The organism is Aneurinibacillus thermoaerophilus, from assembly GCF_019603355.1.
Lineage (GTDB): Bacteria > Bacillota > Bacilli > Aneurinibacillales > Aneurinibacillaceae > Aneurinibacillus > Aneurinibacillus thermoaerophilus.
This window is the reverse complement of sequence record NZ_CP080764.1, coordinates 1,787,889-1,810,131: the sequence shown is the minus strand read 5'-3', so window position 1 is coordinate 1,810,131 and position 22,243 is coordinate 1,787,889. Positions and strand designations below refer to the sequence as shown.

The window sequence follows — 22,243 nt, the reverse complement described above, 5'->3', positions numbered from 1 at the left end:
CAATACGGACAGGTTTACCAGGCTCTGTTTTTATTAAATAGTTGACCGATTCATAGAATCATACACAGGTGGTGAAACCATGGAAAACAAGACGGTTATAGATCATGCAGAACGCGCTGTTACCTTTCACTTTCCGCCGCAGCGCATTGTTTCACTTTGCCCGTCGCTGACTGACACGCTGTTTGCACTCGGATTAAAGGAAAAAATCGTAGGACGTACACAGTTTTGCATCCATCCGGCCGAGCAAGTAAAGAACGTCAGGCGTGTAGGTGGAACGAAACAAATAAAAATGGATGTAATTAAAGAATTACAGCCGGATCTCATTATCGCGGAAAAAGAAGAAAATCCAAAAGAAATGGTTGAAGCGCTGGCTGAGCGCTATCCGGTGTATGTAACAGACGTAGAAAATTACACGGACGCCCTACGAATGATTCGGGATTTGGGTCAAATCACAGGAACAGAAGATGCTGCCCAACACATTATCACGCGAATTGAGACAAATTTTGCTTCGCTGAAGCCGACGCGGGATGTGCGTGTCGCCTACCTTATTTGGCAGAAACCGTATATGGCAGCAGGCAATCATACGTATATTCATTCGCTGCTTGAAAAATGCGGTTTTGTAAATGTGTTCCGAGACTTTCCGGGGCGTTACCCGACAGTGATGGAGGCAGATTTGCGTGAGGAAGCGCCTGATTTTATTTTTCTTTCTTCCGAACCGTTTCCTTTCAAAGAGACGCACCGAAATGTTTTTCATGAACAATTTCCTGATAGCGTGCCGCTTTTGGTAGACGGGGAGATGTTCTCATGGTACGGTGTCCGTATGATAAAAGCGGCACTATATTTCAATACATTAATTCATACCATTGAACAACAACGCAAATAGCTCACATGACCACAAACGACATTACATTTTATTGATTTTTTAGAATTTTTTTCTTTTTTCCTCGTATGCTCCATGCTATAATAAAAGAACAAGAATGTTTGATGGCAAAAGTAAATATGTTAGAACCAAAGGACAGGCATTCTTGTTCTCTTCCTCTTTTTATCTTTTTGTGACAAGGAATCTGCAAATGGACACATTTTCCCTCCTAGTTCTTTATTCATTTATCTATTAGTAAATTTTGCTTATACCACAATGATAATCTCTGTTATTTTAGAACGATTCTTTGAATCTGGGTTGTCAAATGTTTCCGTATTTCCTTCTTTATAGAGTGAAGGGAGGGGTGAAATGGAAAAATATCCGTTCGTGTACAAAGAATCGTATCCAGATCTTGAAGCGATATTCACCGCATTCCTTATACAGCATAAACATGAACTATCAAACCGGGTAATCGACAGCTTTTTAAGTAATACGGAATATTATAAACTGTTTGTCGATGCCGTCTGCATTCCAACTCTCCATCACCGCAAAAAACTTGACGAAGCCTTCCAGCAATTTTTCACCGAAATACGTCTTATTCATTACATCTCCAAACTTATCTCACGGGTTTCCAGGGATTGTTATCTGAAAGAAAAAAAGCGGCACTCTTATTCGCTTGCACCATTTTGTGACATCAGCTTGGATACGAACAGACCGGAGTATGAGGTGGCAGACAAAGAGGAAGAGGTCATCGATATTGTCGTGCGCAATACGCGACATCTACTGGAACACGTATCAAATCCTTCGCTGTATAAAGCTCTACAGCAATTGACCCGCAGGCAACTGGACATTCTTGAATTGCATTTTTTACATCATTTGACGCATACGGAAATTGGACAAGTTCTTGGCATTTCCCGACAATCCGTCGCCAAATCTTATAACAAGGCCATACGTACTTTGCGTTTATTCTACAAAGAGGGTGAGTGCGTTGGAGCCGAGCGAATGGATTAACTTTATTCGTCAGGTTGGCTTTCCAATCGCGGTGACATTTTATGTGTTGCTTCGCCTTGAGAAAAGTTTCCAGCAACTATCTGAAAATGTGCAGGACATGATCGATGAAATGAGAAAGAGGTGAATTCCCGTGGCGACATTATACGAACTGGCCCATAAAGCGCGAGAGAATGATCCGGAAGCATTATGTGCCATTCTTCATCTCTTTGAACCGAAAATCAAAAAATCAAGCCGTTTTATTCCATTTCGAGACAGGGATGACGTCGAACAAGAGGTGAAAACGGAAATTGTCAGGGCGCTGCGCCGCTTTGATATAAGCGCGACACCGGGCTTTTGGGAATTTATTGAAAGCCTGAAACCTGGCGAATGCTTGTCTGATACCGTGGACAATGACCATGTAAATAAACTATGAAAGGGGAAACACGTATGAGCAAAATGTATCTATTTCCAACTGTTGTAACCGAGGTCAAGGAGTATACCCGTGAGATTCCACAAGGTGTGGAAATGATTCAGGCTCCGGCAGAGTGGGAAAGTGCCCGCTATGGGGAAGGGGTTGTTGTTGCTGTACTCGATACCGGTTGCCAGCTTGACCATTCTGACTTAAAAGACAATATTATCGGCGGCAGAAATTTCACGACCGATTATAACGGAAATCCTAACCGTTATGAAGATAACCATTACCACGGTACACACGTCGCGGGTACGGTAGCCGCAATCTTAAACAATAAAGGTGTAGTCGGGGTTGCCCCGAAAGCTAGCCTGTTGATTTTAAAAGTATTATCCGCAGATGGTTCTGGTGACTATCAGTGGATTATTGACGCGATCGAATATGCGCTTCAGTGGAGAGGACCGAACGGGGAACGCGTACGTATTATTACAATGTCGCTTGGTGGTCCCGAAGATTCACCTGAATTGCATAAAGTCATTGTGAAGGCTGTCCGCCAGCAGGTGCTTGTCGTCTGCGCGGCAGGAAACGAAGGGGACAACGACCCCGACACACCGGAACTTTCCTATCCTGGTGCTTATAATGAAGTCATCCAGGTAGGAGCCGTTGATTTACATGGGAGACTGGCCGAATTCTCAAATACGAACAACCAAGTTGACCTGGTCGCTCCCGGCGTGGATATTCTTTCGACATATCCGGGAAACAAATACGGAGTGCTGTCAGGAACCTCAATGGCGACGCCGCACGTGGCAGGGGCATTGGCACTTATTATTAACCGTTGCGAGCAAGAATTTGGACGCACGCTAACGGAGAGTGAGCTTTACGCGCAGCTATGCAAACGTACCGTACCGCTCGGATACGGTGCACGCGCCGAAGGAAACGGCCTGCTCAATCTGGCTGTCGCATCCCGTCTTCCCGTTCGGTAAGGAGAAGAAAAAACAAAAAATCTCCTATCCTTACTCAGGTTTTCTTTGGAAAGAAAAACCCCCGCTTGGACTGCATGCAGTCCAAGCGGGGGTTTTGTATTTGGGAATCGACGATAGCTAACGTTATTAGGCGTGAAAAAGATGAGGATGATTTCCACTTATATTTTTTTTAATTTTCTATACAAAGTATTGCGTCCAATACCAAGAATACGTGCAGTTTGCGAAATATTGCCGCCCGTTTTTTGTAGAGTCTCCATAATTGCATGATTTTCCAATTGCTTGAGTGAACTGACGTGTTTGTTTACATGAGGTGTATAGTCAGAAAGAATATAGGATGGAAAATGGACGAGATCAATCATTGAGCTGTCTGCTAAAAAAGCAGCTTCACGTAGTGCGCCAGTAAGTTGGCGGATATTTCCCGGCCATGCATAGTTCTCGATTAAGCGCTCTGCTGCAGGAGAAAGGGAAAGAGTTTCCTTTTGCAGTTCTTCTTGAATATTTCGTAGTAGAAAACGAGCAATTTCTAGACGGTCGGATCGTTTACGAAGTGGTGGCAACGTAATATGTATCCCCTGCAGACGATAAAATAAATCGGCTCGAAAACTGCCATCCTGTACCTTTTTCCATAAATCTGTGTGTGTTGCGGCGATAATTCGTACATCAACCCGAATTGGTTTTGTACCACCGACCCGGGTGATAGTGAAATCCTGAAGGACTCGTAGTAGTGCTACCTGCATTTCCGGTGGCATTTCCGCAATTTCATCCAGAAACAGTGTTCCACCGTGGGCTAACTCAAATTTTCCGGGATGGCCAGACTGTTTGGCTCCTGTAAAAGCTCCCGCTTCATATCCGAACAATTCGCTTTCCAGGAGACTTTTTGTAACCGCACCGCAGTTAATCGCGACAAATGGTTTTCCTGACCGAAGACTTGCCTGATGAATCGCCTGACTAACCATATCCTTTCCGGTACCGCTTTCACCGGTAATCAGAATTGTATAATCGGTTGCAGCCGCCTTCTTTGCGAGGTGAATCGCGGTCTGAAAGCTTCTGTCATTACCATATAGATTAGCAAATGTGCAGGGAGTTCTGAGTGATGTCGCCTGTTTTGAATTTCGCTTTTCAAGCGGTGCGTTAAAATGGGGACGCATATCAATCAATACTGAGGCCATCCATCTGCTTTGCTCCTTTGTTTTATCCTGAAGAGCAAAGATATCGTTTGAACAAATTTTACCATGTCTTTGCAGCAACCGTTGAACATCTGAAATGAGTTCAGAAAGATGAACATTTCCAATTGTTGACTTATCAAGTTGTAGCATCTCCCGTGCTTCCCGATTGGTGCCGGTTAAAACCCCGTCATGATTTACTGCAAGCAATGCCTGTTGGTTTTGTTTGTGTTCAGGGTAAAGAGAAATGAGTATTTGTTTATCAGAGCGATGAATGAGAATTCGATCTTCAATTTCTCTCGCAATGACATCCACCATTCCAAGGATGTGAGGGTGGTATTTCTCATGGTAACCGCTAACATTAAGCACAGCAAGCAGGCGGCCATGAGGATCAAAAATTGGTGAAGCCGCGCAGTATAGGATATGGTTTTCTTCTAGATAATGCTCCCTTCCTACTACAGCTAGCGGCTTTTGCTCAACAATTACTGTCCCTGCAGAATTGGTGCCCCGTACCTGCTCGGACCAGCAAGCGCCCTCTACTACATGAATTTTTTTTGTCTCGTTCAAAAACACCGGATCTCCCATGCTTTTCAGGATATATCCCGCTGTATCACAGATTACTACAACAGAGCCAGAAGATTTCAACCAATTAGCTAAACGTTCGAGCGTCGGTTTTATCTCCCGAAGAAATGCTTCTTTCTGTTCCCTGTACTGTTTAAATTCAGAGGCTCCAAGGATTGCATCCCTGGCCACCGCTGGATCTACGTTGTACATTCGGCTTCGTTCCCATGACTTTTTTAACCATGTATTAATGGGTTCCGGCATTTCTCTCACCTCTTAATTTAAAATAAGCATCTCATTTAAAAAGATTTTATCATAATATTCCGTATTTTTGGGTGATTCAAGTCCGAATGTATGTGTGAATTATCCCTTAATGAAACGTGGTGTTAGGAAATTTCTGTTTTACGCAATGATGCGAACTCAATGTTTCGATAGATTAGAAGGGTATCCTGTTCCATAATGACACAATTGTTCCGTTATGGAACAATACGATGCCTTTAGGATTCCTTGAAAAGAAAACGTTTTCTCTTGGCATGGAAAATGCATAAAAGCGTATAACAGAATCATCAAAAAATTATATAAATTTATATGTTAGGAGGAATGCAGATGGAGAAAATAGCTACAGTCTCCATTGACCCACGTGTAGAGGATTTTCTGAAGGGTGAGCCGAAGAAATTATTTATTGGAGGGGAATTTGTCGAATCACTTTCTGGTAGAACGTTTAACACGATCAATCCAGCTACAGGCGAAAGAATCGCTTCTGTATATGAAGCGGATAAGGAGGATGTGAACCGGGCGGTAGAAGCTGCAGAACGTGCGTTTAAAGGTTCTTGGTCAAAAGTTACACCAAGCGAGAGGGGAAGAATGCTTTGGAAGCTCGCTGATTTAATAGAGGAGCATGCGGAAGCATTGGCCCAGCTCGAAACACTTGATAACGGCAAGCCGATTCGCGAGGCACGTGCCGTGGATATTCCGCTTTCTATCGATCATTTTCGTTACTATGCTGGTTGGGCAACAAAGATAGCTGGAGAGGTAATTGATAATTCAGTAGGCAGAAACATGTTTACGTACACGCGCCGTGAACCGGTTGGCGTGGTTGGCCAAATTATCCCATGGAACTTTCCGCTGCTAATGGCTACATGGAAGCTGGGCGCCGCCCTGGCAACAGGAAATGTAGTGATTTTGAAAAGTGCTGAACAAACACCGCTTTCTGCGATTTATTTGGCGAAATTGATTCAGGAAGCCGGCTTCCCGGAGGGAGTCGTTAATATTATTACAGGCTACGGACCAACGGCTGGAGCAGCGATTGTTCAACACCCGCGTATCCGTAAAGTTGCGTTTACGGGATCAACAGAGGTCGGGAAGCTAATTATGCAACAGGCGGCAGGTAACTTGAAGCGTGTATCGCTTGAACTCGGCGGGAAATCACCGAATATTATTTTCCCGGATGCTGACTTTTCCAAAGCAATCCCCGGGGCCTTAATGGGAATTTTCTTTAACCAGGGGCAAGTATGCTGCGCAGGTTCACGGCTATTTGTGCACAAAAAAGTGTTTGATAATGTGTTGTCCGATATGACAAGCTATGCATCCAAACTTAAGCAGGGAGCCGGCATGGATGAATCGACTCAAATTGGTCCGCTGGTATCAGAAGAGCAGTTTTCGCGGGTATCTAATTATTTGCGGAAAGGGATCGAAGAAGGGGCTAATCCGCTCACCGGAGGACAGCCGCTGGAAGGAGCCGGATATTTTATACCGCCAACCATTTTTGCCGATGTTCAAGATCATATGACAATTGCTAAAGAGGAAATTTTTGGGCCGGTTGTCGCTGCCATGCCGTTTGATGATGAAGAGCAAATTGCTGACGTAATCCGGCGTGCGAACAATAGTGAGTATGGGCTCGCTGCGGGCGTATGGACGACGGATGTACGAAAAGCGCACAAGGTTGCTCATGCGCTGGAAGCAGGAACCGTTTGGGTAAACTGCTACAATGCGCTCGATGCGGCCGTGCCATTTGGCGGCTATAAACAGTCCGGCTTTGGTCGTGAAATGGGGTCTTACGCGCTTGAATTATATACACAAGTGAAGTCTATCTGGATGAATCTTGATTAAACATGCTTCATTTATTCTTGAGGATTTAATGTAATTATACGATTTAATAAATAGAGGAAACCATCCTCTGCCCATTTTTACTGTTTAAAGTATCAGGCTGTTCCACCTGCAGGAAGTTCGTTAGCTCTTCCCGCATAATGAGTGCAAGCTTTTCTTTCATAAAATTTCGAAATAGGGATTTCAACTGATTTGATAAATCGGAATGAGGGATACTAGATATAGTAGGGTTACTCTTCTTTTATGGGATCTGGACAATTCCGAGGGTACCCTACTTTTTTATTGCCTTAAAGACTCTAAACACAAACTTTCCGGTTAATGAAAATAAAATTTTGAAACGGGTTTAGAATCAGCATAACAAGATTAAGGGTTATACGTTTCGCTTCGTTTCTTATAGTTAAAATCATGTATTATGATGGTAATGACAATGCCAAAGAAAGAAGTCACAAGTATTCCGGCTCCTACACTGAAGTAACCTAATTCTATACGAAAACCTAAGGGAATTAAGATAAGACCAATAACAAAAGAAACGATTTGAAACAAATTAAGAAAACAAGAGATAAAAAAAGGTACGGCACCCATTAATAGCCCCATATTTATTGGAGTCATAATAAACCCTCCATTTCATATGTATCATTTTGCTCTTATTTTCTAAGTGAGAAATGCCAAAAATGAATTATCATATTTTATCAGAAAAAGGGTATATTGGTATATTAATGCAAAAATTAAAACAGGTAAGAATTATAAGTTATTCTGGATTCTTATCAGTAGAGCTAGATCATTTCGTCATTCACTGACTATTCTTCCTGAGGCTCCTATGCAAAATGAAAGGTCAAAACACCAATTTATTCCTTTTTTTAGAACAAAAAAACGTAGACAGAAAAAAGAAGGGGATGTACTGTCTATTATAAGGGGAGATATAGATGGGTAACTTATGTAAATGAAAAGATCAGTTTTGTTAGATAAAATATATAATATAAATAAGACAATAGGCTTATAGTAAAAGTAAAGGAGTTTAAGTAATGGGAAGAATTTTTTTTGGGAAGTTTGGAAAGGATAAGCCGGAGCAGATAGAAGAGAAGTTCTATGCTGCTGGTCCAGAGGGCAATCCTTGGTATGGAGGGATTAAGCCGGGAGATTATGTTTTTCCGATTTTTAATTCTAAGATTAATGTTCTTTGGAAGGTAAAGGGCTATGGTGAGAAGCCAAACAAAATTCATAAGGAAGATAACTGGGTCGTCTTATTTGATGAAGTACATATATTTGAAGAACCTGTGAGTGTTCAAAAATTTATTAAATATCCATACTTTGAATATGACATTAATTTACTTAATAAAATATCTAAGGCGACTATGGGGTGTGGTTTTTTCGAGATAAAACTTTCACCCAATGCACCTGATAATCCAACCCGCTATAATTTTCAATATGAAAGAAAAATATTTATTACCTTAGAAAATACTGCAATAGATACTAAAGAAAATGATATAAATATTATCATTAACCGTGAAACACAAATTGTAGGTATAAAAATATATCAAAATGGGGCTTGGCATCCTTATTTTCCTCTTCAAAATTTATACAACGAAAAAAACCCAACAAAATATTCGTTAAATCAGTTATTAAAGTATGCCCAAGAAGATATAGCTCCAAATAAGGAAAAATACATTAAAAGTGTCCTTTCAGAGCTAGAAGACAAGGGTTATTTTATTGTCGATAATCCTATTCAGCTTTATGACAACATATTAGTTGGGAGAAGAAAAACACCTAGAACTTCATCCGTAAACGATATTAGTAATCCTAGGGAGGGAGAAGATCTTGAACATGATGATGTAGAAGAACATTTGGAAGAATTAGAGGAGTACAAAAAATATGCGGATTTATTAGAATTTAGCCCTAACCTCATTCTCTATGGTCCACCGGGTACAGGTAAAACTTATGCTACAAAAAAGATTATTGAATGTTTTGAGACTAAACGAAATGGCAAATACGTGAAGTTTGACACTGTTTTGAAAGAAGAACGTGTTAAATTTGTAACTTTCCATCAATCATATTCATATGAAGAATTTATCGAAGGAATTCGTCCTCAACTCAGCAATGAAGATAACACTGATCTTAAATACAAGATAGAAGATGGTATTCTAAAAGAATTTGTAGAGTCTGCATCTACTCAATTATTAAAAGCAGACATACACTCAAATGACATTCAGTTAATACGTGATTCTTCAAAGGTATGGAAAGTGTCATTGGGACATCGAAGCAGTGATGATGTTTATAATGAATGTAAGACAAAAAAAGTTATTGCTGTTGGTTGGCTCAGCAATCAAGATCTAACAAATTTCTCATATGAAGATATATTTACAAGTTTAAATAAAGAAAGATCTTATGATGAACCTGAGCCGCTTCAGGATGCAAGTAGTTTAGATAATCTAGTGAATCAAATGAGCATTGGGGATATTATTCTCGTCTATGATGGTCCAACAACTATTCGGGATATAGCAATTGTAAAAGGTGATTATAAATACAATCCCAAAATGATTTATCCTCACACAAGAGAAGTAGCATGGTTGAAAGAGTTTGAGGAACCAGTAGATATTTTTGAACTTAATGGACGGAAAAAATTAACGTTAAAAACAGTGTATGAACTACCAAGAATATCTATTTCTGATATTCTTAAGCTGGTTCACGTAGAGGATAAAGAAAAACAACACGTTTCTTCAAATGATATTAAGCCTTATTATCTAATAATTGATGAAATCAATCGAGGAAACATTTCTAAAATATTTGGAGAATTAATTACGCTAATTGAAAAAGATAAACGAAATAATGTAAGTGTTACGTTACCTTATTCTAAAAAGTCTTTCACAATCCCTGAAAATCTATATATTATTGGTACGATGAATACAGCTGATCGTTCAATAGCGATGTTGGATACAGCATTAAGAAGACGTTTCGCATTTCTTGAAGTTGAACCTGACCCTACAATTTTTATCAAACCGTATTTAAATATAAGCGCAAGGGTCAATCATTCAATAGAATTAGACAAATTATTAGATGCTCTGAATAAAAAAATTCAAAAGCATTTAGATAGAGATCATCGAATTGGGCATGCCTATTTTATGGATATCATTACTCTAGAAGATTTATATAAAACATGGTATTATAAAATTCTTCCTTTGCTTATGGAGTATTTTTATCAAGACTTTGAAACAATCAAAGAAATTATTGGCTCAAAATTTTTAGATGAATATGGGAATATTCATTACCTAAGTATAAAGCCCAATAATAATCAATATACTGAGTTCGAACAAGCCATTATGGCGATTTACACGGAGAAGTAAAGATGAAGCCTTCAGAAATGATTACGGTGTTTGAAGATAGAACTTGTTATGTTAATCTTACGCCAGAGCAAACTAAAGAGCTTCAGTCTTTTGAACGGATTTGGGGTAGCCAAAATTTTATTGTACGTTCAGATCATCGAGTATTGTTAAAGAAATATGTTGGCTTTGTGGCATCTAAAAATTTACAAATACAAATTCTTCCTAAAATTTTCCGGGATGGTGAATCAAGAGAAATAGAGGCAGAGAAGGAGCATTCTATACAATTATTGTTTCGCCTTCTTACTTACTCAAACTATTTAAAGGTAAAAGAAATACCTACCCCAAAGATGGTTTCAAAATATCAAAATGATATTTTGGAAATTTTTATAGCGATCTTTATTAAAGAATTTCTTAACCAATTCAAGGTAAATGTTCATCGTCAATACGAGCCAATTGAAGAAAACACACAGTTTATTAAAGGGAAAATCATTTTTCAAAAATCACTGCTAAGAAATCGTGATCTAAATTATTTGCATTATGTAATATATGAAGAATTTACGGAGGATACTCTACTAAACCAGATTTTTAAAACTACTATTGAAAGACTTTTACGAATAACAAAAATAGCTGAAAATAAGAAAAGGTTAAAAACAGGGCTATTGTATCTACAACATGTCCAGACAATAAAATTAAACCAAACAATATTTGATAAGATTCGTTTTAATAGATTAAATCATCAATACCTTCCGCTATTTAATTTATCAAAATTGTTTTATTATAATGAACAAGCTGGCATGTCTAATGGGGATGAATATACATTTACATTTTTAGTTCCTTTAAATGAATTATTTGAATATACGGTTTACAAAGCTTTAAAAGGTTTAGAGGAGTATTCAGTTCTCTATCATAAGCCTCAAAAATATCTAGATAAAAAGAATAAAGCATTTATGTTAAAACCAGATATAACTATTTTTAAAGATGGAAAAGTCGAAACGATTATTGATGTAAAATATAAAAATCCTATTCATGGCATAGACGTAAATGTGTCACAAGCAGATATTTATCAAATGCTTTCGTATTCACTAGCATATAATTGCAAAAACATTATCTTAGTTTATCCGATGTTCCGTATTAATAATGGATATATAAATCCTCTTGGTAAATATGAGATTGAAACGGAAAATGGGATAGTTAAAATAACAATTATTCATGTTAATATTTGTAGGGATAATTTAGATGGAATTTTAAATGATTTAATGGAATATTTAAAAATATGATGATATTGGTTCGAGCTATAAAAAATATAAAGTGAAGACTGAATAGAATTAGTGCTGAAACTAGAACAGTTCCTTTGAGGTGACAGACCCGCTTTTTGCAAGATTTCTATAAATATCTTATGTAAACCACGTGGGTTCAGTTTTTCGCCGTTTTTATTTAAAAATACCGGTTGGAAAGGATGGGGCTGATATTCTTCTAAACTTCCCATGGCTTTATGTGCATTAATCAATTCTCTAAAACCTTATTTTATAAGGTTTTTTATTTTTATGCACTGACTTTTATGTCGTAAATTTTACGACATAAAAGTCAGTGCATAACTCCTCATTTGTCGTTATCAAGCAATAATACTCCTTTTATGAAAAATGATCGTACCGACAAACCTAACGTATAAAATAGGCATCCAAATGGTAAAAAAGGAATTGCATTTTATATAAGTGAATAATAATATAGTTATAAGATTATATAATTGGAGGCGAATATATTGGAGCGTTCTCTTGAAGAAATGATTGAGGTATTAAAACTAACTGCAGACAAAACACGGCTTACCATTTTATTACTTTTACAAGAAAAAGAATTGTGTGTATGTGATTTAGTTGAAATGATTGGTATTTCTCAGCCAGGAATTAGTCAACATTTGCGAAAAATGAAGCAGGCAGGATTAGTACAGGAACGCAGACAAGGAACATGGATGTATTATCGATTAGATGAATCGGCTCATCCGGTGGTTCAGGCTATTCTGCAGCATGCACCTTCCCTTAAAGAAAAACTGGAAGTGTATGAAAAACAAAGAAATTCGATGATGTGTGAAAGGGAAAACAACGGCTAAAAGGAAAGTGATGAAAATGATCGAAATTCCCGTTCGTAAACGGATGTCCTTTTTGGATCGCTATTTAACTCTCTGGATATTCGCAGCCATGATTATTGGGATTGGAATTGGCTATTTTTCTCCAGATTTTGTGCAAGGGTTGAATAAATATCAAACTGGAACCACATCCATTCCTTTAGCGATTGGACTCATTTTGATGATGTATCCGCCGTTAGCCAAAGTTCGTTATGAAAAAATGGGGCATGTATTTCGCAATACAAAGATATTAGGGGTTTCTCTTTTACAAAACTGGGTTATTGGACCCATTCTTATGTTTTTATTGGCCATTCTTTTTCTCCGTGATTATCCAGAATATATGGTTGGTTTAATCATGATTGGGCTTGCTCGTTGTATTGCCATGGTGATTGTTTGGAACGACCTTGCGAAAGGAGATCCTGAATATGCCGCAGGACTTGTTGCATTTAACTCCATATTCCAAGTGTTCTTTTACTCCATTTACGCGTATGTGTTTGTTACGGTTATTCCAGGATGGTTTGGCTTACAAGGCGTTGTCGTAGATATTACCATCAGCGAAGTTGCAAAAAGTGTCTTTATTTATTTAGGTATTCCTTTCCTTGCTGGTATGCTAACGCGCTTGGTATTGGTGAAGGCGAAGGGCAGAGAGTGGTATGAAAAAGTATTTATCCCTAAAATTAGCCCCATTACCCTCATCGCGTTGCTCTTTACTATTATTGTTATGTTCTCGTTAAAAGGGGATGTCATTGTTCGACTGCCACTTGATGTAATACGGGTTTCTATTCCGTTACTCATTTACTTTGTGGTCATGTTTTTTGTATCGTTTTATCTCAGTAAAAAAGCAGGGGCAAATTATCCGATTGCAACTACTCTAGCCTTTACTGCATCGGGAAATAACTTCGAGTTAGCCATCGCTGTGGCTGTCGGAGTGTTTGGTATCAATTCTGGTGCTGCTTTTGCAGCTGTCATTGGTCCTCTTGTAGAAGTTCCAGCCCTAATTGCTTTAGTGAATGCTGCATTCTGGCTTCAGAGAAAATACTTTAAAGAACAAAAAATATAAGGAAAGAGGAAATACAATAAATCCTAAGGAGAAATAATCATGACAGATAATAAAAAAATCATCTATTTCCTATGCACCGGTAACTCATGCCGTAGCCAAATGGCAGAAGGATTCGGGAAAAAATATTTAGGCGACAAGTATGATGTCTATAGCGCGGGGATTGAAGCTCACGGATTGAATCCAAACGCTGTAAAGGTCATGGTAGAAAAGGGGATCGATATTTCAAATCAGACCTCCGACATTATTGATCCAGAATTATTAAATAAAGCTGATTATGTGATAACTCTCTGTGGTGATGCAAATGATAAATGTCCAATGACTCCTCCTCATGTAAAGCGTGATCACTGGGGATTTGATGATCCTGCGAAAGCTACTGGAACGGAAGAAGAAAAATGGGCATTCTTCCAGCATGTACGTGACGAAATTGAAAAAAGAATTCAGCGTTTTGCCCAAGAAGAAAAATAAAAATTTAAGGCTGTATGGAATCATTCCTAGTATACGCAGCCTATGGTGGCATCTAAATACACAGATAAAAATAATATTTTTTTGTGAGTTATGCGTATACATTTATGTCATAAAATCGTGACATAAATGTATACGCATTAAAGAGGAATAAAGATAGTTTTATGTCATAAAAAATTATGCTCATGTGTTTATGTCGCAGAATGGGGATGGTTTTATGTCGTCATATAAAGAACTTGAAGAGGGGAGAGTTATTGGGACGATTGGATTTTATTAGTTTACATAATATATATTATCGGACGCAATAGAAATAAATCTTAAAACTTAAGATTTATTAAGATTTTGAGATAAAAAATGAAAAATGTAAAAAGTAAGTATTAAATTTATTTAATGTTCCCGCGCGCAGACTTTCAATTTAGCTATAGCTAGTGATTAGCGTTGTCTACGGCGCGGGAAATATCATTATCCCAAATGATGCTTATGCATCCACAACACGCCCGATTTAATTACATTCGGTACTTTTCCAAGTAGCACATTCCCATTTACAAGGCCGAATCCTGTTTTCTTTCCAAGATACCCCAACACGCCCTTTAGTTTAATTGGCTCTGGAAGATACTCACGACCTTCCCATACAGAAATGAAATATTGTCCGAGTTGCTTACCTTGAATATGCGCAAGTTGGGCGCTCGGAGCAAATTCCGAGCTCGCACAATCCCCGATAACAAATATGTCATTATAATACGGAAGTTCATAGTTTTCTTTCACGACAATACGAGTTAAACGATCGGCGTTACTATAAGCCAGAAGCGGACTTGCAACCGGATTCGGTTTAATACCTGCAGCCCATACGCACATATCGTATTCCATCCATTCCTGTACAGGCCCATAATATATGGCCCTTTCATCAATCATCGTCACGCTTACATTCGTCATTACTTCTATAGAATTATCTTCCAAATGTTGGCGCACATACTTTCGGATGCGGTCTGGTAACGTCGACAATACTTCATTCGAACGCTCCATCAATATAATTTTCAAATCGGGATGTTGTTCGCGCAAATCGCTGGCAAACTCGATCCCGGAAAGCCCTCCGCCAATAATTGCTACACAGCTTCCTGGAGGTAACTGGTCAATTTTTTTTCTCGTCCGCATCGCCTGGCCAAAAGTTTGAATGCTTTCTGTATATTTTTCCGCCCAAGGTACGTTGAAATAGTTGTCTACGCATCCAAGCGCAACGATTAACTGGTCAAAGGCCACTTCGTTGTTTTTGCATATTACTTTATGATAGGCAACTTGAATTTCCTCGACTTCATCAAGAATATAATCGACTTGGCTATGTATAGGAAAAGCTGCTTTGACTTTGTTTTCGTTCAACGATCCACTGGCCAGCGCGTAATATTCTGGCTTAATAGTATGACAAGGCAATCTGTCGATAACTGAAATGCACACATCAGATGGTATATGTGGCAATATAGTGTTGATAAAGGCCATACCTCCGTAACCGGCACCTAGTACAACAATGTGCTTGTTCATGACGCTTGCTTTTCCCCCTTCTTTCTGCCTTTGTCGATTGTTTCCGTCATTCATTTTTCTTCTTTTTTATCATACTTTTTTTTATCATACTTTCTCGTCCTTCTCTTCACAACTTTTCTATTGATTTGTCTGCTTCGTCGCCTTCTCCCATAGTAGGAGGTTCATAAGAATAAAGAAAAAATAATCCCACCTTCAAGAACAAGAATAAGAAAGTATTCCTTTGCATGAAGGTGGGATTATTACATCAACACACTGTTCTAGAATAAACGCTTTGCCCCATAATATTGGTAATTTTTAAAGTACCAGTCTAAGGTATCAATGCGCACACTTTTTGATGCGGCATGCGCCATTTTGTTGTCTCCTATGTATATGCCCACGTGAGTAATATAGCCTTTTTTCTCCGAATCAAAGAACAGCAAATCACCTGGTTTTAATTCATCTTCTACAGCTTGACCGACTTCAAACTGCTCCTCAGAAGTGCGAGGCAAATCGACACCCATGGATTTAAATACATATGCCGTAAAACCACTGCAATCAAATCCTTCTGGCGTGGTTCCGCCCCATTTGTACGGAATACCAAGGAGCTGATTAATAAGTGCATTCATCTGGCTTGGTTCGTATGTTCTTGATTCAGAACGCGAAGTTTTTTCTTCCCTTTCCTGGTTCAGAGCCAATGTTGGCGTTTGCCGAGCTACTTTTGCAGTGTTTGACGATTGTTGCCCGCGCGTAGCTACCACCGAGCTTCGTTTGGTGGAATTTGCCGCCACATAATCGGTCAAAATACCGCTCGTTTCATTTCTGGAGGATAATGAACCTTTGCCATTTCCAGTTGTTTGTTTTTCTGTCCCTGGAATTGTTAGAACTTGTCCGACCTTAATTATATCGCTTGTCAATTTGTTTACCTTCTTTAATTCCTCTATCGAAACACCAAACCGTTTGCTTACTTTGTACAAAGTATCATCCTTGCCAACGGTATAAGAGGCAGCCGATACAGGCGTGACAATAGCCATGGACAAAAAAGTTGCCAACGCTAATCTTCTCATTGCTTTCACCATCCCCATGTTTATCTATTTTTCTATTATCTGTTTCTTTATTTTTCTATTTCTCTGTTATTTTTCACGTTACAAAAGCGACAAATTACGGGCGAATAGTAAAAAGTATGTACCGATTATATTCTTATTCTAGCTTTATTCACGAAGAATGGGTATTGTTTTTTTAAGAAAAATATGCATTAAGTACAAAATACCTATCGAAACCGTTTTGCGAATGAATAGAAATAATCTCTAAAATCTATTAAATGAAAAAGAATGTATTGCCCTTTTCATAAAACTGACTATATTTTTTGCAGTCGAACACTATCCCTTTCTGTTATCCTTTTTTAATTTTCTACTTCACTCCAACGATACTCACCTCTCATAACTAAGCTTAAAATCATGTTAACATAAAAATTACGTTCTCAACCTCAAAAACAAAAACCACCCGCTTTTCATATGATTCGTTTAAAAAGCGGGTGGTTGTATATGTATTTTGTGTCTGTATTTTTCTATCCAATTTGGTTCATTATAATGATACCAGACTGGTAAAAGTTCCGTTACATACTTTTTCATCTTCCCGTATTCTCGCCGTTTTTTCCGACTTGCTGAGCGGCTATATGCTCACGGAAGCGACGATGGACGGTGGCTCGCGACGCTTCGTATCCCAATCCGCGAAGCGTGAGGGCAATCTCTTCGAATGTAAGTTTTTTGCGGCGCAACTTAATGATTTCGTCAATCGGAAGTTCATTCCGTTTGCGCCCGCCTTGGTCAGTGTTTTTTAAATTTTTCTCTGGACGGTATCCTTTTGCAATAGCACGTTGCATGCCACGTGAAATTTTATGGTTGGTTAGTCTGCGCTGATATTCTTCCACAATCGCGAGAATTTCCAACACCATGCCCTCCATTTCACTTACCTGTAATTCTCCCTGATTATCAAGCGAGAACACTTTGCCACCCAGTTTGCGGATTTGGTGAAGGGCGGCAATTTTACTGTTGCCGCGTCCCAGCCGTGATTCATCCTGAATGACAATCGCTTCGATCTCACCGTTTGATAACGCTTCAAGCAGCGTCAGAAGTCCGGACCGTTCCATGTCAAAACCGCTTTCTTGTTCAGAAATTTCATGGACAATTGTCCAACCTTTTTGTGATGAATATCGCCTCAGCTCTTCCATCTGACGAGCGAGGCTCGTTTCCTGCTCTTTGCGCTCTGTACTTACTCTTGCGTATAATCCTACTCTCATTTTTTCACCTACGCTCTTTTCTTTATGTAAGGGCAAAAAATCCCTCCAACATATGCGGAGGGACTGTATCAGTGTTTATATTTTCTTGGCAAGGGCCCTATTTCCCTTCCGTTTTCATCCACTAAACGAATCAATTCGAGATTTGCTTTAAGCGAACGGCGAACTGCCTGAATATATTCATTACGTAGCGCTTTTTGTTCCGCTTTCTCTTTCTCCGTAAGCCCCGTACTTTTCGATTTAGCGGCAAGTTCATTAATCCGTCTAATTTTCTCTTCGGTTACCATGCCAGTCATATCCCCCTCTCTATAATAAGTATAACTTGAGGTTGTGAATAAAGGAGACCGGAAGTGTCCATTCATTATAGCATGGTTTCCTCGAATGTCAACTGCCCTTATTTTACTAGACCTTATCAAAGTAAAGATACTCTGCATTCTCTTTAACACTTACACGGGGTTTCCCTTGTTGATTTTTGCTTCATCGTCCTTGCAACCTATGATCACCACAAACGTTTTCGTTATTTAAATATTTAATCAGAATTTAATAAATATTTTATCGAAAGGGATGACTTATTATGAAGCTGTATTTCATCAACAGCATTAGAACTAATAATTTTAATGATGAGCAAATGATGGAGAAAATCAAAACTATGTGGGGAGAAGCCTCTCGCAAACTGAAAAACCATCAAAATAGTGTATATGGAGTTTATTATGATTACGAAAGTGACTATAAAGGAGATTATTCATTAAGCGTTGCAATTGAAGATAATAATGGGAAATCTTTTATTGAAATACCGAATAACGAGAAATATGAAGTCTTTAAAGTAGATACCACTGACGAACAAGGTATCATTATTAGTTATTAATCAACAATATTAGTTAACATAGCCGAAAATAAAAATCCCCGCCATCCATAAGGACAGCGGGGTATTTTTTACCACATAATATCAAGAAAAATCTTACTATTAATAGTATGTTAATATAATAGTTATATTTATTTACATTTATGTATATTTTTAGACGAAATTCTCCTTAATTCACTCTCTTATTGTCATTTTACACAGAATTTTGATGAAATTTTTTTATATAAATAGGAAGAAAAATACATTAATATATTGTTAGGAATTTCTATAAGTTTCAAAAAATTAAAGAGGTGATGAATCAATGAAGAAAAAAGTTTTAGCTACATTATCTGCTCTTTCTCTATCCATTTCCTTAACACCAGCCGCTTTCGCTTCTGAACAATCGATTTCACCTGTTACAGAACATACAGTAGTATCGGATTCCAAAATAGCATCAGATACTTTTTATGAAAGATTAAGGGTTGGTAGCACTTCTCGCGAGATTTACGGTTATAGTTTCGTACCTGAATACGGTTGGCCGGATGTTATTGATATCCGTCTTTATGAGGATAAAAATGGACTTACTTTCGCAAGGGTAAAAGGCGTGGCGCCGGGTGAAGCGCTTGTTACTGTTGATATAGGAAATGGTGAAAAAAGATATTACTATTTCACCGTTAAAAAGAATTAAGGGTTAGGTCTATATATACACATGTATATAAAGATTAGAAAGAAACAGCCTCAAAATAAATAGGCTGTTTCTTTTTAGGTAGGCTAAAAACATAGGAAGGGTTTCTTTTGCAGTGATAAATGTGAGATTTCAATTCCTTATAGGTAAGCTACAAACCATTTTACATGAAAACACACATAAGGAATATAAAGGAAAATATTTTTGTGAATTAATGCGCATCCGATAATATTCCTTATGCAAAAAAAGCAGTTCCTTTAGAAGACTTAGAACTGCTTTTTTAGTGTATCTATATTTACTGTAGGGGATTAAACCTTAAACTTGGTCACTTCATTTTGTAATTCCTGGGCAAGCTTACTTAGAGAATCCGCAGAAGCTGTAATTTCCTCCATTGATGCCAGCTGCTCTTCAGAGGCTGCGGCAACTGCCTGTGTGTTCATTGATATATCTTTCGAAATACGTGTAATCTGGTCTATAGAGGCTGTCAACTGTTCTGCACTTGCGGATATTTCTTCTGTTGCTGCTGATACTTCTTGTACCTGATTAGTAACCTGCTGAATGGAATCCAAAATGTGACGGAAAGCCTCTCCTGCCTGATGTACGATTGCAGATCCAGACTTGACTTCTTCTGTTCCTTTTTCCATTACACTTACAGCATGTCTCGTGTTTTCTTGTATGTTCTGAATTAAGACTGCAATTTGTTCGGAAGATTGTTTGGATTGTTCTGCAAGTTTTCTTACTTCATCTGCAACAACAGCAAATCCTTTTCCGTTTTCACCTGCCCGTGCAGCTTCAATTGCAGCATTAAGCGCCAGGAGATTTGTTTGATTTGCAATGTCACTAATAACCTCAATAATTTTTCCAATCTGCTTTGAGTTTTCTCCTAAATCTTTAATTACAGCAGCAGCTTCCTGCACGGAAAGATTTATGCTTTCCATTTGTTGTATCGTTTTAACTATGATCTGATTTCCTTGTTCAGCCTCGTGTAGCACCTCTGTGGATGATTCTGAAACTGTGGAAGCTGATTCAGCAATACGTTGCAATCCAGCTGCACTTTCTTCCATCGCCTTTCTATTTTCTTCCATACTTTTCATCTGGACATCTGTGGCGCTAGAAATATCTTGAATAGACGTAGCTACTTGATTGGCTGCCTCAGCAGACTGTTCAGAACCTGCATACAATTCCTCGGAAGAAGTAGCTACCTGTTCGGAACTTATACTCACTTTACGAATTAACTCCCGCAAATTTTGCTTCATGTGATTAAACGAACGTGCCATTTCCCCAATTTCGTCTCTGTTTTTTATATGAATATCAGAGATGGAAAGATCGCCTTCTGCAATTTGTTTCGCTGCTTCTGCTACTGCTATAACGGGTTTAGATATAATGCGGCTGATATAAAAAGCAATAAGCATTCCGATTACTAACGTAACAATCGAAATCATGAATACAACGCTTTTAACATTTGAGACTTTAGCAGACGTTTCCTGGCTCCCTTTATGTAATGAATCCTGCTGGTATTTTTCTAACTGTTGCGCTTTTGCAGCCAATTTCACTCCTATAGGCGTTCCCTTTTCCTTCATAAGCGCAATGTAGCCTTCTACATTACCTTGTTTTTTGTACGCAGCTATTTGCTTAGCTACTTCTTCGTACTCAATATGAAGCTGATTTAACTGTTGCAAAAGGGTTTGAGCTTCTTTCGACTTTGTAATCTTCTGCATTTGGTTTAATAGTTCCAAGAATTTACCTTTGCTTTCCTCATAACTTTTGAAATCCGAATCATCACCCGAAATTAAATATCCCCAAACCGCTTTAGCTTCTTGTGCTGACAAATACTTCAGCTCTTTAGTAATATTAAGTTTTTTGACTCGGTCATCAATTAAGTTAGAGTATGTATTGTTTACGGATGAAATTTGGTAACTGCCAATTGCCGCTATCATCGCTAAAAGCAAAAGAACAGCAAAAAACCCAGAAAACAATTTCTTGCTTATACTCATTTCTTCCTCTCCTCCATGAATGAATATGTATCTATTTTACACTCTTTCAATAAATAATAGTACCTATTTTAAGTAGTCGTAAATACCTTGTTTAATGAATTTGAGTACATGAAATTCATACAAATTCTTGCCTGTTTGATAATGCCATTTATATTCATAGTGTCTGATACTGTCCACTATGGTAAACTCATTAAACACAAAAAGCCGGAATTCGGCCAAATTCATCCGTTTAATGAAGACTCGTTCTCGTCAGCACGACTTTAACACTATGTCTCTTTGTCTATATGTTCCATGAGTTTCTGCTCGCGTTCCCGTGCTTCTTTCTTAGTGGACAATAATAACCAAACAAAAAGGGCCGCGAACGGCCCCTGTTGAAACAAAATCTTCAGTAAGCTTTCTTCCATCCTTATATTCCTCCTCACCCCCTGTTGGGGAAAATAAAAAGCCGCTAAAGCGACTGTGTTCAGGTATATTCCCTCATTATTTGTGTCCAAGCTTGTTTATTAGGAGGGATTACCGTGAAAAAATTTTTATTTTCATTATTGTTAATGATTTTGTTCTTTTCTTTAGCTATTGCATTTTTGCTAACGAAAGAAACAGAAGTAATCGTCGCTCCAATAAATAACGGTAGTATTATCAGTCAAGTTACGGGGCCAGATACTATTACAATAGTAATTCCATAATAAAAACGCCTCTTCCGATCTGGAAAAGACGCTTGTTAAGCTGAATATGGCTCATTCGTAATTTGTTGATACTCATCAGCTGTAATCCATTTTGCACCAACAAATACTTTTACATCATCCGTTGTATAAAATCCTTCGTCAAAATACATTTTTACTGCGCTATACCAAATAGACATAAGCAAAAATCCCCCCATTACGAGCTAACG

General features: G+C 38.3%; 23 protein-coding genes. 14 read left to right on the top strand and 9 right to left on the bottom strand.

All coding sequences use genetic code 11. The annotated features are described in order from the left end of the window. Positions 1 to 79 precede the first annotated feature (79 nt). The 5 genes from K3F53_RS09435 to K3F53_RS09415 all read left to right on the top strand — a co-directional run bounded on the left by K3F53_RS09435 (position 80) and on the right by K3F53_RS09415 (position 3,241). On the top strand, positions 80 to 883 hold the full coding sequence (locus K3F53_RS09435; RefSeq protein WP_220560601.1) for an ABC transporter substrate-binding protein: 804 nt from the start codon (positions 80 to 82) through the stop codon (positions 881 to 883). Positions 884 to 1,228: 345 nt separating this feature from the next. Further along, a complete protein-coding gene (locus K3F53_RS09430) occupies positions 1,229 to 1,870 on the top strand; it encodes a sigma-70 family RNA polymerase sigma factor (RefSeq protein WP_091260327.1) in 642 nt (213 codons plus the stop codon). Continuing rightward, positions 1,848 to 1,994 carry a YvrJ family protein gene (locus K3F53_RS09425; protein WP_139184939.1) on the top strand — a complete coding sequence of 49 codons (147 nt, stop codon included), beginning with the start codon at positions 1,848 to 1,850 and terminating at the stop codon, positions 1,992 to 1,994. The genes K3F53_RS09430 and K3F53_RS09425 overlap by 23 nt, the downstream gene beginning before the upstream one ends. A 6-nt stretch (positions 1,995 to 2,000) precedes the next feature. Next, positions 2,001 to 2,282, top strand: coding sequence for a helix-turn-helix domain-containing protein (locus tag K3F53_RS09420; RefSeq protein ID WP_236781846.1), 282 nt, complete (start codon positions 2,001 to 2,003; stop codon positions 2,280 to 2,282). Between the two features lie 14 nt (positions 2,283 to 2,296). Continuing rightward, positions 2,297 to 3,241, top strand: coding sequence for a S8 family peptidase (locus K3F53_RS09415; RefSeq protein WP_236781847.1), 945 nt, complete (start codon positions 2,297 to 2,299; stop codon positions 3,239 to 3,241). 158 nt (positions 3,242 to 3,399) lie between these two features. Here K3F53_RS09415 and K3F53_RS09410 read toward each other — a convergent pair whose 3' ends face one another. Further along, the gene (locus K3F53_RS09410) at positions 3,400 to 5,229 is read right to left on the bottom strand and encodes a sigma-54-dependent Fis family transcriptional regulator (RefSeq protein WP_091260329.1); all 1,830 of its coding nucleotides are present in this window, start codon (positions 5,227 to 5,229) and stop codon (positions 3,400 to 3,402) included. A 342-nt stretch (positions 5,230 to 5,571) separates the two neighbouring features. Here K3F53_RS09410 and K3F53_RS09405 point away from each other — a divergent pair, with 342 nt between their 5' ends. Next, a complete protein-coding gene (locus tag K3F53_RS09405; RefSeq protein ID WP_057898833.1) occupies positions 5,572 to 7,074 on the top strand; it encodes an aldehyde dehydrogenase family protein in 1,503 nt (500 codons plus the stop codon). Positions 7,075 to 7,434: 360 nt separating this feature from the next. On the opposite strand, the gene K3F53_RS09400 is transcribed toward K3F53_RS09405, so the two are convergent. After that, positions 7,435 to 7,680 carry a hypothetical protein gene (locus K3F53_RS09400; RefSeq protein ID WP_091260331.1) on the bottom strand — a complete coding sequence of 82 codons (246 nt, stop codon included), beginning with the start codon at positions 7,678 to 7,680 and terminating at the stop codon, positions 7,435 to 7,437. Between the two features lie 413 nt (positions 7,681 to 8,093). Between K3F53_RS09400 and K3F53_RS09395 the strand changes: the two genes are divergently transcribed. The 5 genes from K3F53_RS09395 to arsC all read left to right on the top strand — a co-directional run bounded on the left by K3F53_RS09395 (position 8,094) and on the right by arsC (position 14,032). Beyond that, positions 8,094 to 10,409: an AAA family ATPase gene (locus K3F53_RS09395; protein ID WP_057898835.1), complete on the top strand. Its 2,316-nt coding sequence runs from the start codon at positions 8,094 to 8,096 to the stop codon at positions 10,407 to 10,409. A 2-nt stretch (positions 10,410 to 10,411) separates the two neighbouring features. Next, a complete protein-coding gene (locus K3F53_RS09390) occupies positions 10,412 to 11,665 on the top strand; it encodes an McrC family protein (protein WP_057898836.1) in 1,254 nt (417 codons plus the stop codon). A 482-nt stretch (positions 11,666 to 12,147) separates the two neighbouring features. Beyond that, positions 12,148 to 12,492: an ArsR/SmtB family transcription factor gene (locus K3F53_RS09385; RefSeq protein WP_246615701.1), complete on the top strand. Its 345-nt coding sequence runs from the start codon at positions 12,148 to 12,150 to the stop codon at positions 12,490 to 12,492. 10 nt (positions 12,493 to 12,502) lie between these two features. Then, positions 12,503 to 13,567: an ACR3 family arsenite efflux transporter gene (arsB, locus tag K3F53_RS09380; protein WP_057900320.1), complete on the top strand. Its 1,065-nt coding sequence runs from the start codon at positions 12,503 to 12,505 to the stop codon at positions 13,565 to 13,567. Between the two features lie 39 nt (positions 13,568 to 13,606). Then, on the top strand, positions 13,607 to 14,032 hold the full coding sequence (gene arsC, locus K3F53_RS09375; RefSeq protein WP_057898837.1) for an arsenate reductase (thioredoxin): 426 nt from the start codon (positions 13,607 to 13,609) through the stop codon (positions 14,030 to 14,032). Between the two features lie 459 nt (positions 14,033 to 14,491). On the opposite strand, the gene K3F53_RS09370 is transcribed toward arsC, so the two are convergent. The 4 genes from K3F53_RS09370 to K3F53_RS09355 all read right to left on the bottom strand — a co-directional run bounded on the left by K3F53_RS09370 (position 14,492) and on the right by K3F53_RS09355 (position 18,121). Then, positions 14,492 to 15,562 carry an NAD(P)/FAD-dependent oxidoreductase gene (locus K3F53_RS09370; protein ID WP_162265020.1) on the bottom strand — a complete coding sequence of 357 codons (1,071 nt, stop codon included), beginning with the start codon at positions 15,560 to 15,562 and terminating at the stop codon, positions 14,492 to 14,494. A 257-nt stretch (positions 15,563 to 15,819) separates the two neighbouring features. Beyond that, the gene (locus K3F53_RS09365) at positions 15,820 to 16,605 is read right to left on the bottom strand and encodes a C40 family peptidase (protein WP_175493680.1); all 786 of its coding nucleotides are present in this window, start codon (positions 16,603 to 16,605) and stop codon (positions 15,820 to 15,822) included. A 560-nt stretch (positions 16,606 to 17,165) separates the two neighbouring features. Continuing rightward, positions 17,166 to 17,837, bottom strand: a complete 672-nt coding sequence (locus K3F53_RS09360) for a YneB family resolvase-like protein (RefSeq protein ID WP_220560599.1) — start codon at positions 17,835 to 17,837, stop codon at positions 17,166 to 17,168. A 68-nt stretch (positions 17,838 to 17,905) separates the two neighbouring features. After that, positions 17,906 to 18,121 carry a DUF896 domain-containing protein gene (locus K3F53_RS09355; protein ID WP_057898840.1) on the bottom strand — a complete coding sequence of 72 codons (216 nt, stop codon included), beginning with the start codon at positions 18,119 to 18,121 and terminating at the stop codon, positions 17,906 to 17,908. A gap of 287 nt (positions 18,122 to 18,408) precedes the next feature. On the opposite strand from K3F53_RS09355, the gene K3F53_RS09350 reads away from it, so the two are divergent. After that, on the top strand, positions 18,409 to 18,699 hold the full coding sequence (locus K3F53_RS09350; RefSeq protein ID WP_175493681.1) for an AraC family transcriptional regulator: 291 nt from the start codon (positions 18,409 to 18,411) through the stop codon (positions 18,697 to 18,699). A 298-nt stretch (positions 18,700 to 18,997) separates the two neighbouring features. Beyond that, positions 18,998 to 19,363: a hypothetical protein gene (locus K3F53_RS09345; protein WP_057898841.1), complete on the top strand. Its 366-nt coding sequence runs from the start codon at positions 18,998 to 19,000 to the stop codon at positions 19,361 to 19,363. A gap of 305 nt (positions 19,364 to 19,668) precedes the next feature. Here K3F53_RS09345 and K3F53_RS09340 read toward each other — a convergent pair whose 3' ends face one another. Beyond that, positions 19,669 to 21,354: a methyl-accepting chemotaxis protein gene (locus K3F53_RS09340; protein ID WP_057898842.1), complete on the bottom strand. Its 1,686-nt coding sequence runs from the start codon at positions 21,352 to 21,354 to the stop codon at positions 19,669 to 19,671. A 266-nt stretch (positions 21,355 to 21,620) separates the two neighbouring features. Further along, complete coding sequence (locus K3F53_RS09335; protein ID WP_082705978.1) at positions 21,621 to 21,758, bottom strand: BhlA/UviB family holin-like peptide; 138 nt, start codon at positions 21,756 to 21,758, stop codon at positions 21,621 to 21,623. Between the two features lie 114 nt (positions 21,759 to 21,872). Between K3F53_RS09335 and K3F53_RS09330 the strand changes: the two genes are divergently transcribed. After that, positions 21,873 to 22,037, top strand: a complete 165-nt coding sequence (locus tag K3F53_RS09330) for a hypothetical protein (RefSeq protein ID WP_156424038.1) — start codon at positions 21,873 to 21,875, stop codon at positions 22,035 to 22,037. Positions 22,038 to 22,072: 35 nt separating this feature from the next. Here the strand turns inward: K3F53_RS09330 and K3F53_RS09325 are convergent, their stop codons facing one another. Next, positions 22,073 to 22,213: an XkdX family protein gene (locus K3F53_RS09325; RefSeq protein ID WP_082705979.1), complete on the bottom strand. Its 141-nt coding sequence runs from the start codon at positions 22,211 to 22,213 to the stop codon at positions 22,073 to 22,075. Between the last annotated feature and the right edge of the window lie 30 nt (positions 22,214 to 22,243).

What these genes read in the sequence shown, in the direction of transcription:
- K3F53_RS09335 (WP_082705978.1), bottom strand. Translation starts at nt 21,758, where the DNA reads ATGGAAGAAAGCTTACTGAAGATTTTGTTTCAACAGGGGCCGTTCGCG.
- K3F53_RS09390 (WP_057898836.1), top strand. Translation starts at nt 10,412, where the DNA reads ATGAAGCCTTCAGAAATGATTACGGTGTTTGAAGATAGAACTTGTTAT.
- K3F53_RS09350 (WP_175493681.1), top strand. Translation starts at nt 18,409, where the DNA reads ATGAAGCTGTATTTCATCAACAGCATTAGAACTAATAATTTTAATGAT.
- K3F53_RS09395 (WP_057898835.1), top strand. Translation starts at nt 8,094, where the DNA reads ATGGGAAGAATTTTTTTTGGGAAGTTTGGAAAGGATAAGCCGGAGCAG.
- arsB (WP_057900320.1), top strand. Translation starts at nt 12,503, where the DNA reads ATGAAAATGATCGAAATTCCCGTTCGTAAACGGATGTCCTTTTTGGAT.
- arsC (WP_057898837.1), top strand. Translation starts at nt 13,607, where the DNA reads ATGACAGATAATAAAAAAATCATCTATTTCCTATGCACCGGTAACTCA.
- K3F53_RS09355 (WP_057898840.1), bottom strand. Translation starts at nt 18,121, where the DNA reads ATGGTAACCGAAGAGAAAATTAGACGGATTAATGAACTTGCCGCTAAA.
- K3F53_RS09405 (WP_057898833.1), top strand. Translation starts at nt 5,572, where the DNA reads ATGGAGAAAATAGCTACAGTCTCCATTGACCCACGTGTAGAGGATTTT.
- K3F53_RS09345 (WP_057898841.1), top strand. Translation starts at nt 18,998, where the DNA reads ATGAAGAAAAAAGTTTTAGCTACATTATCTGCTCTTTCTCTATCCATT.
- K3F53_RS09430 (WP_091260327.1), top strand. Translation starts at nt 1,229, where the DNA reads ATGGAAAAATATCCGTTCGTGTACAAAGAATCGTATCCAGATCTTGAA.
- K3F53_RS09340 (WP_057898842.1), bottom strand. Translation starts at nt 21,354, where the DNA reads ATGAGTATAAGCAAGAAATTGTTTTCTGGGTTTTTTGCTGTTCTTTTG.
- K3F53_RS09325 (WP_082705979.1), bottom strand. Translation starts at nt 22,213, where the DNA reads ATGTCTATTTGGTATAGCGCAGTAAAAATGTATTTTGACGAAGGATTT.
- K3F53_RS09415 (WP_236781847.1), top strand. Translation starts at nt 2,297, where the DNA reads ATGAGCAAAATGTATCTATTTCCAACTGTTGTAACCGAGGTCAAGGAG.
- K3F53_RS09435 (WP_220560601.1), top strand. Translation starts at nt 80, where the DNA reads ATGGAAAACAAGACGGTTATAGATCATGCAGAACGCGCTGTTACCTTT.
- K3F53_RS09410 (WP_091260329.1), bottom strand. Translation starts at nt 5,229, where the DNA reads ATGCCGGAACCCATTAATACATGGTTAAAAAAGTCATGGGAACGAAGC.
- K3F53_RS09400 (WP_091260331.1), bottom strand. Translation starts at nt 7,680, where the DNA reads ATGACTCCAATAAATATGGGGCTATTAATGGGTGCCGTACCTTTTTTT.
- K3F53_RS09370 (WP_162265020.1), bottom strand. Translation starts at nt 15,562, where the DNA reads ATGAACAAGCACATTGTTGTACTAGGTGCCGGTTACGGAGGTATGGCC.
- K3F53_RS09365 (WP_175493680.1), bottom strand. Translation starts at nt 16,605, where the DNA reads ATGAGAAGATTAGCGTTGGCAACTTTTTTGTCCATGGCTATTGTCACG.
- K3F53_RS09360 (WP_220560599.1), bottom strand. Translation starts at nt 17,837, where the DNA reads ATGAGAGTAGGATTATACGCAAGAGTAAGTACAGAGCGCAAAGAGCAG.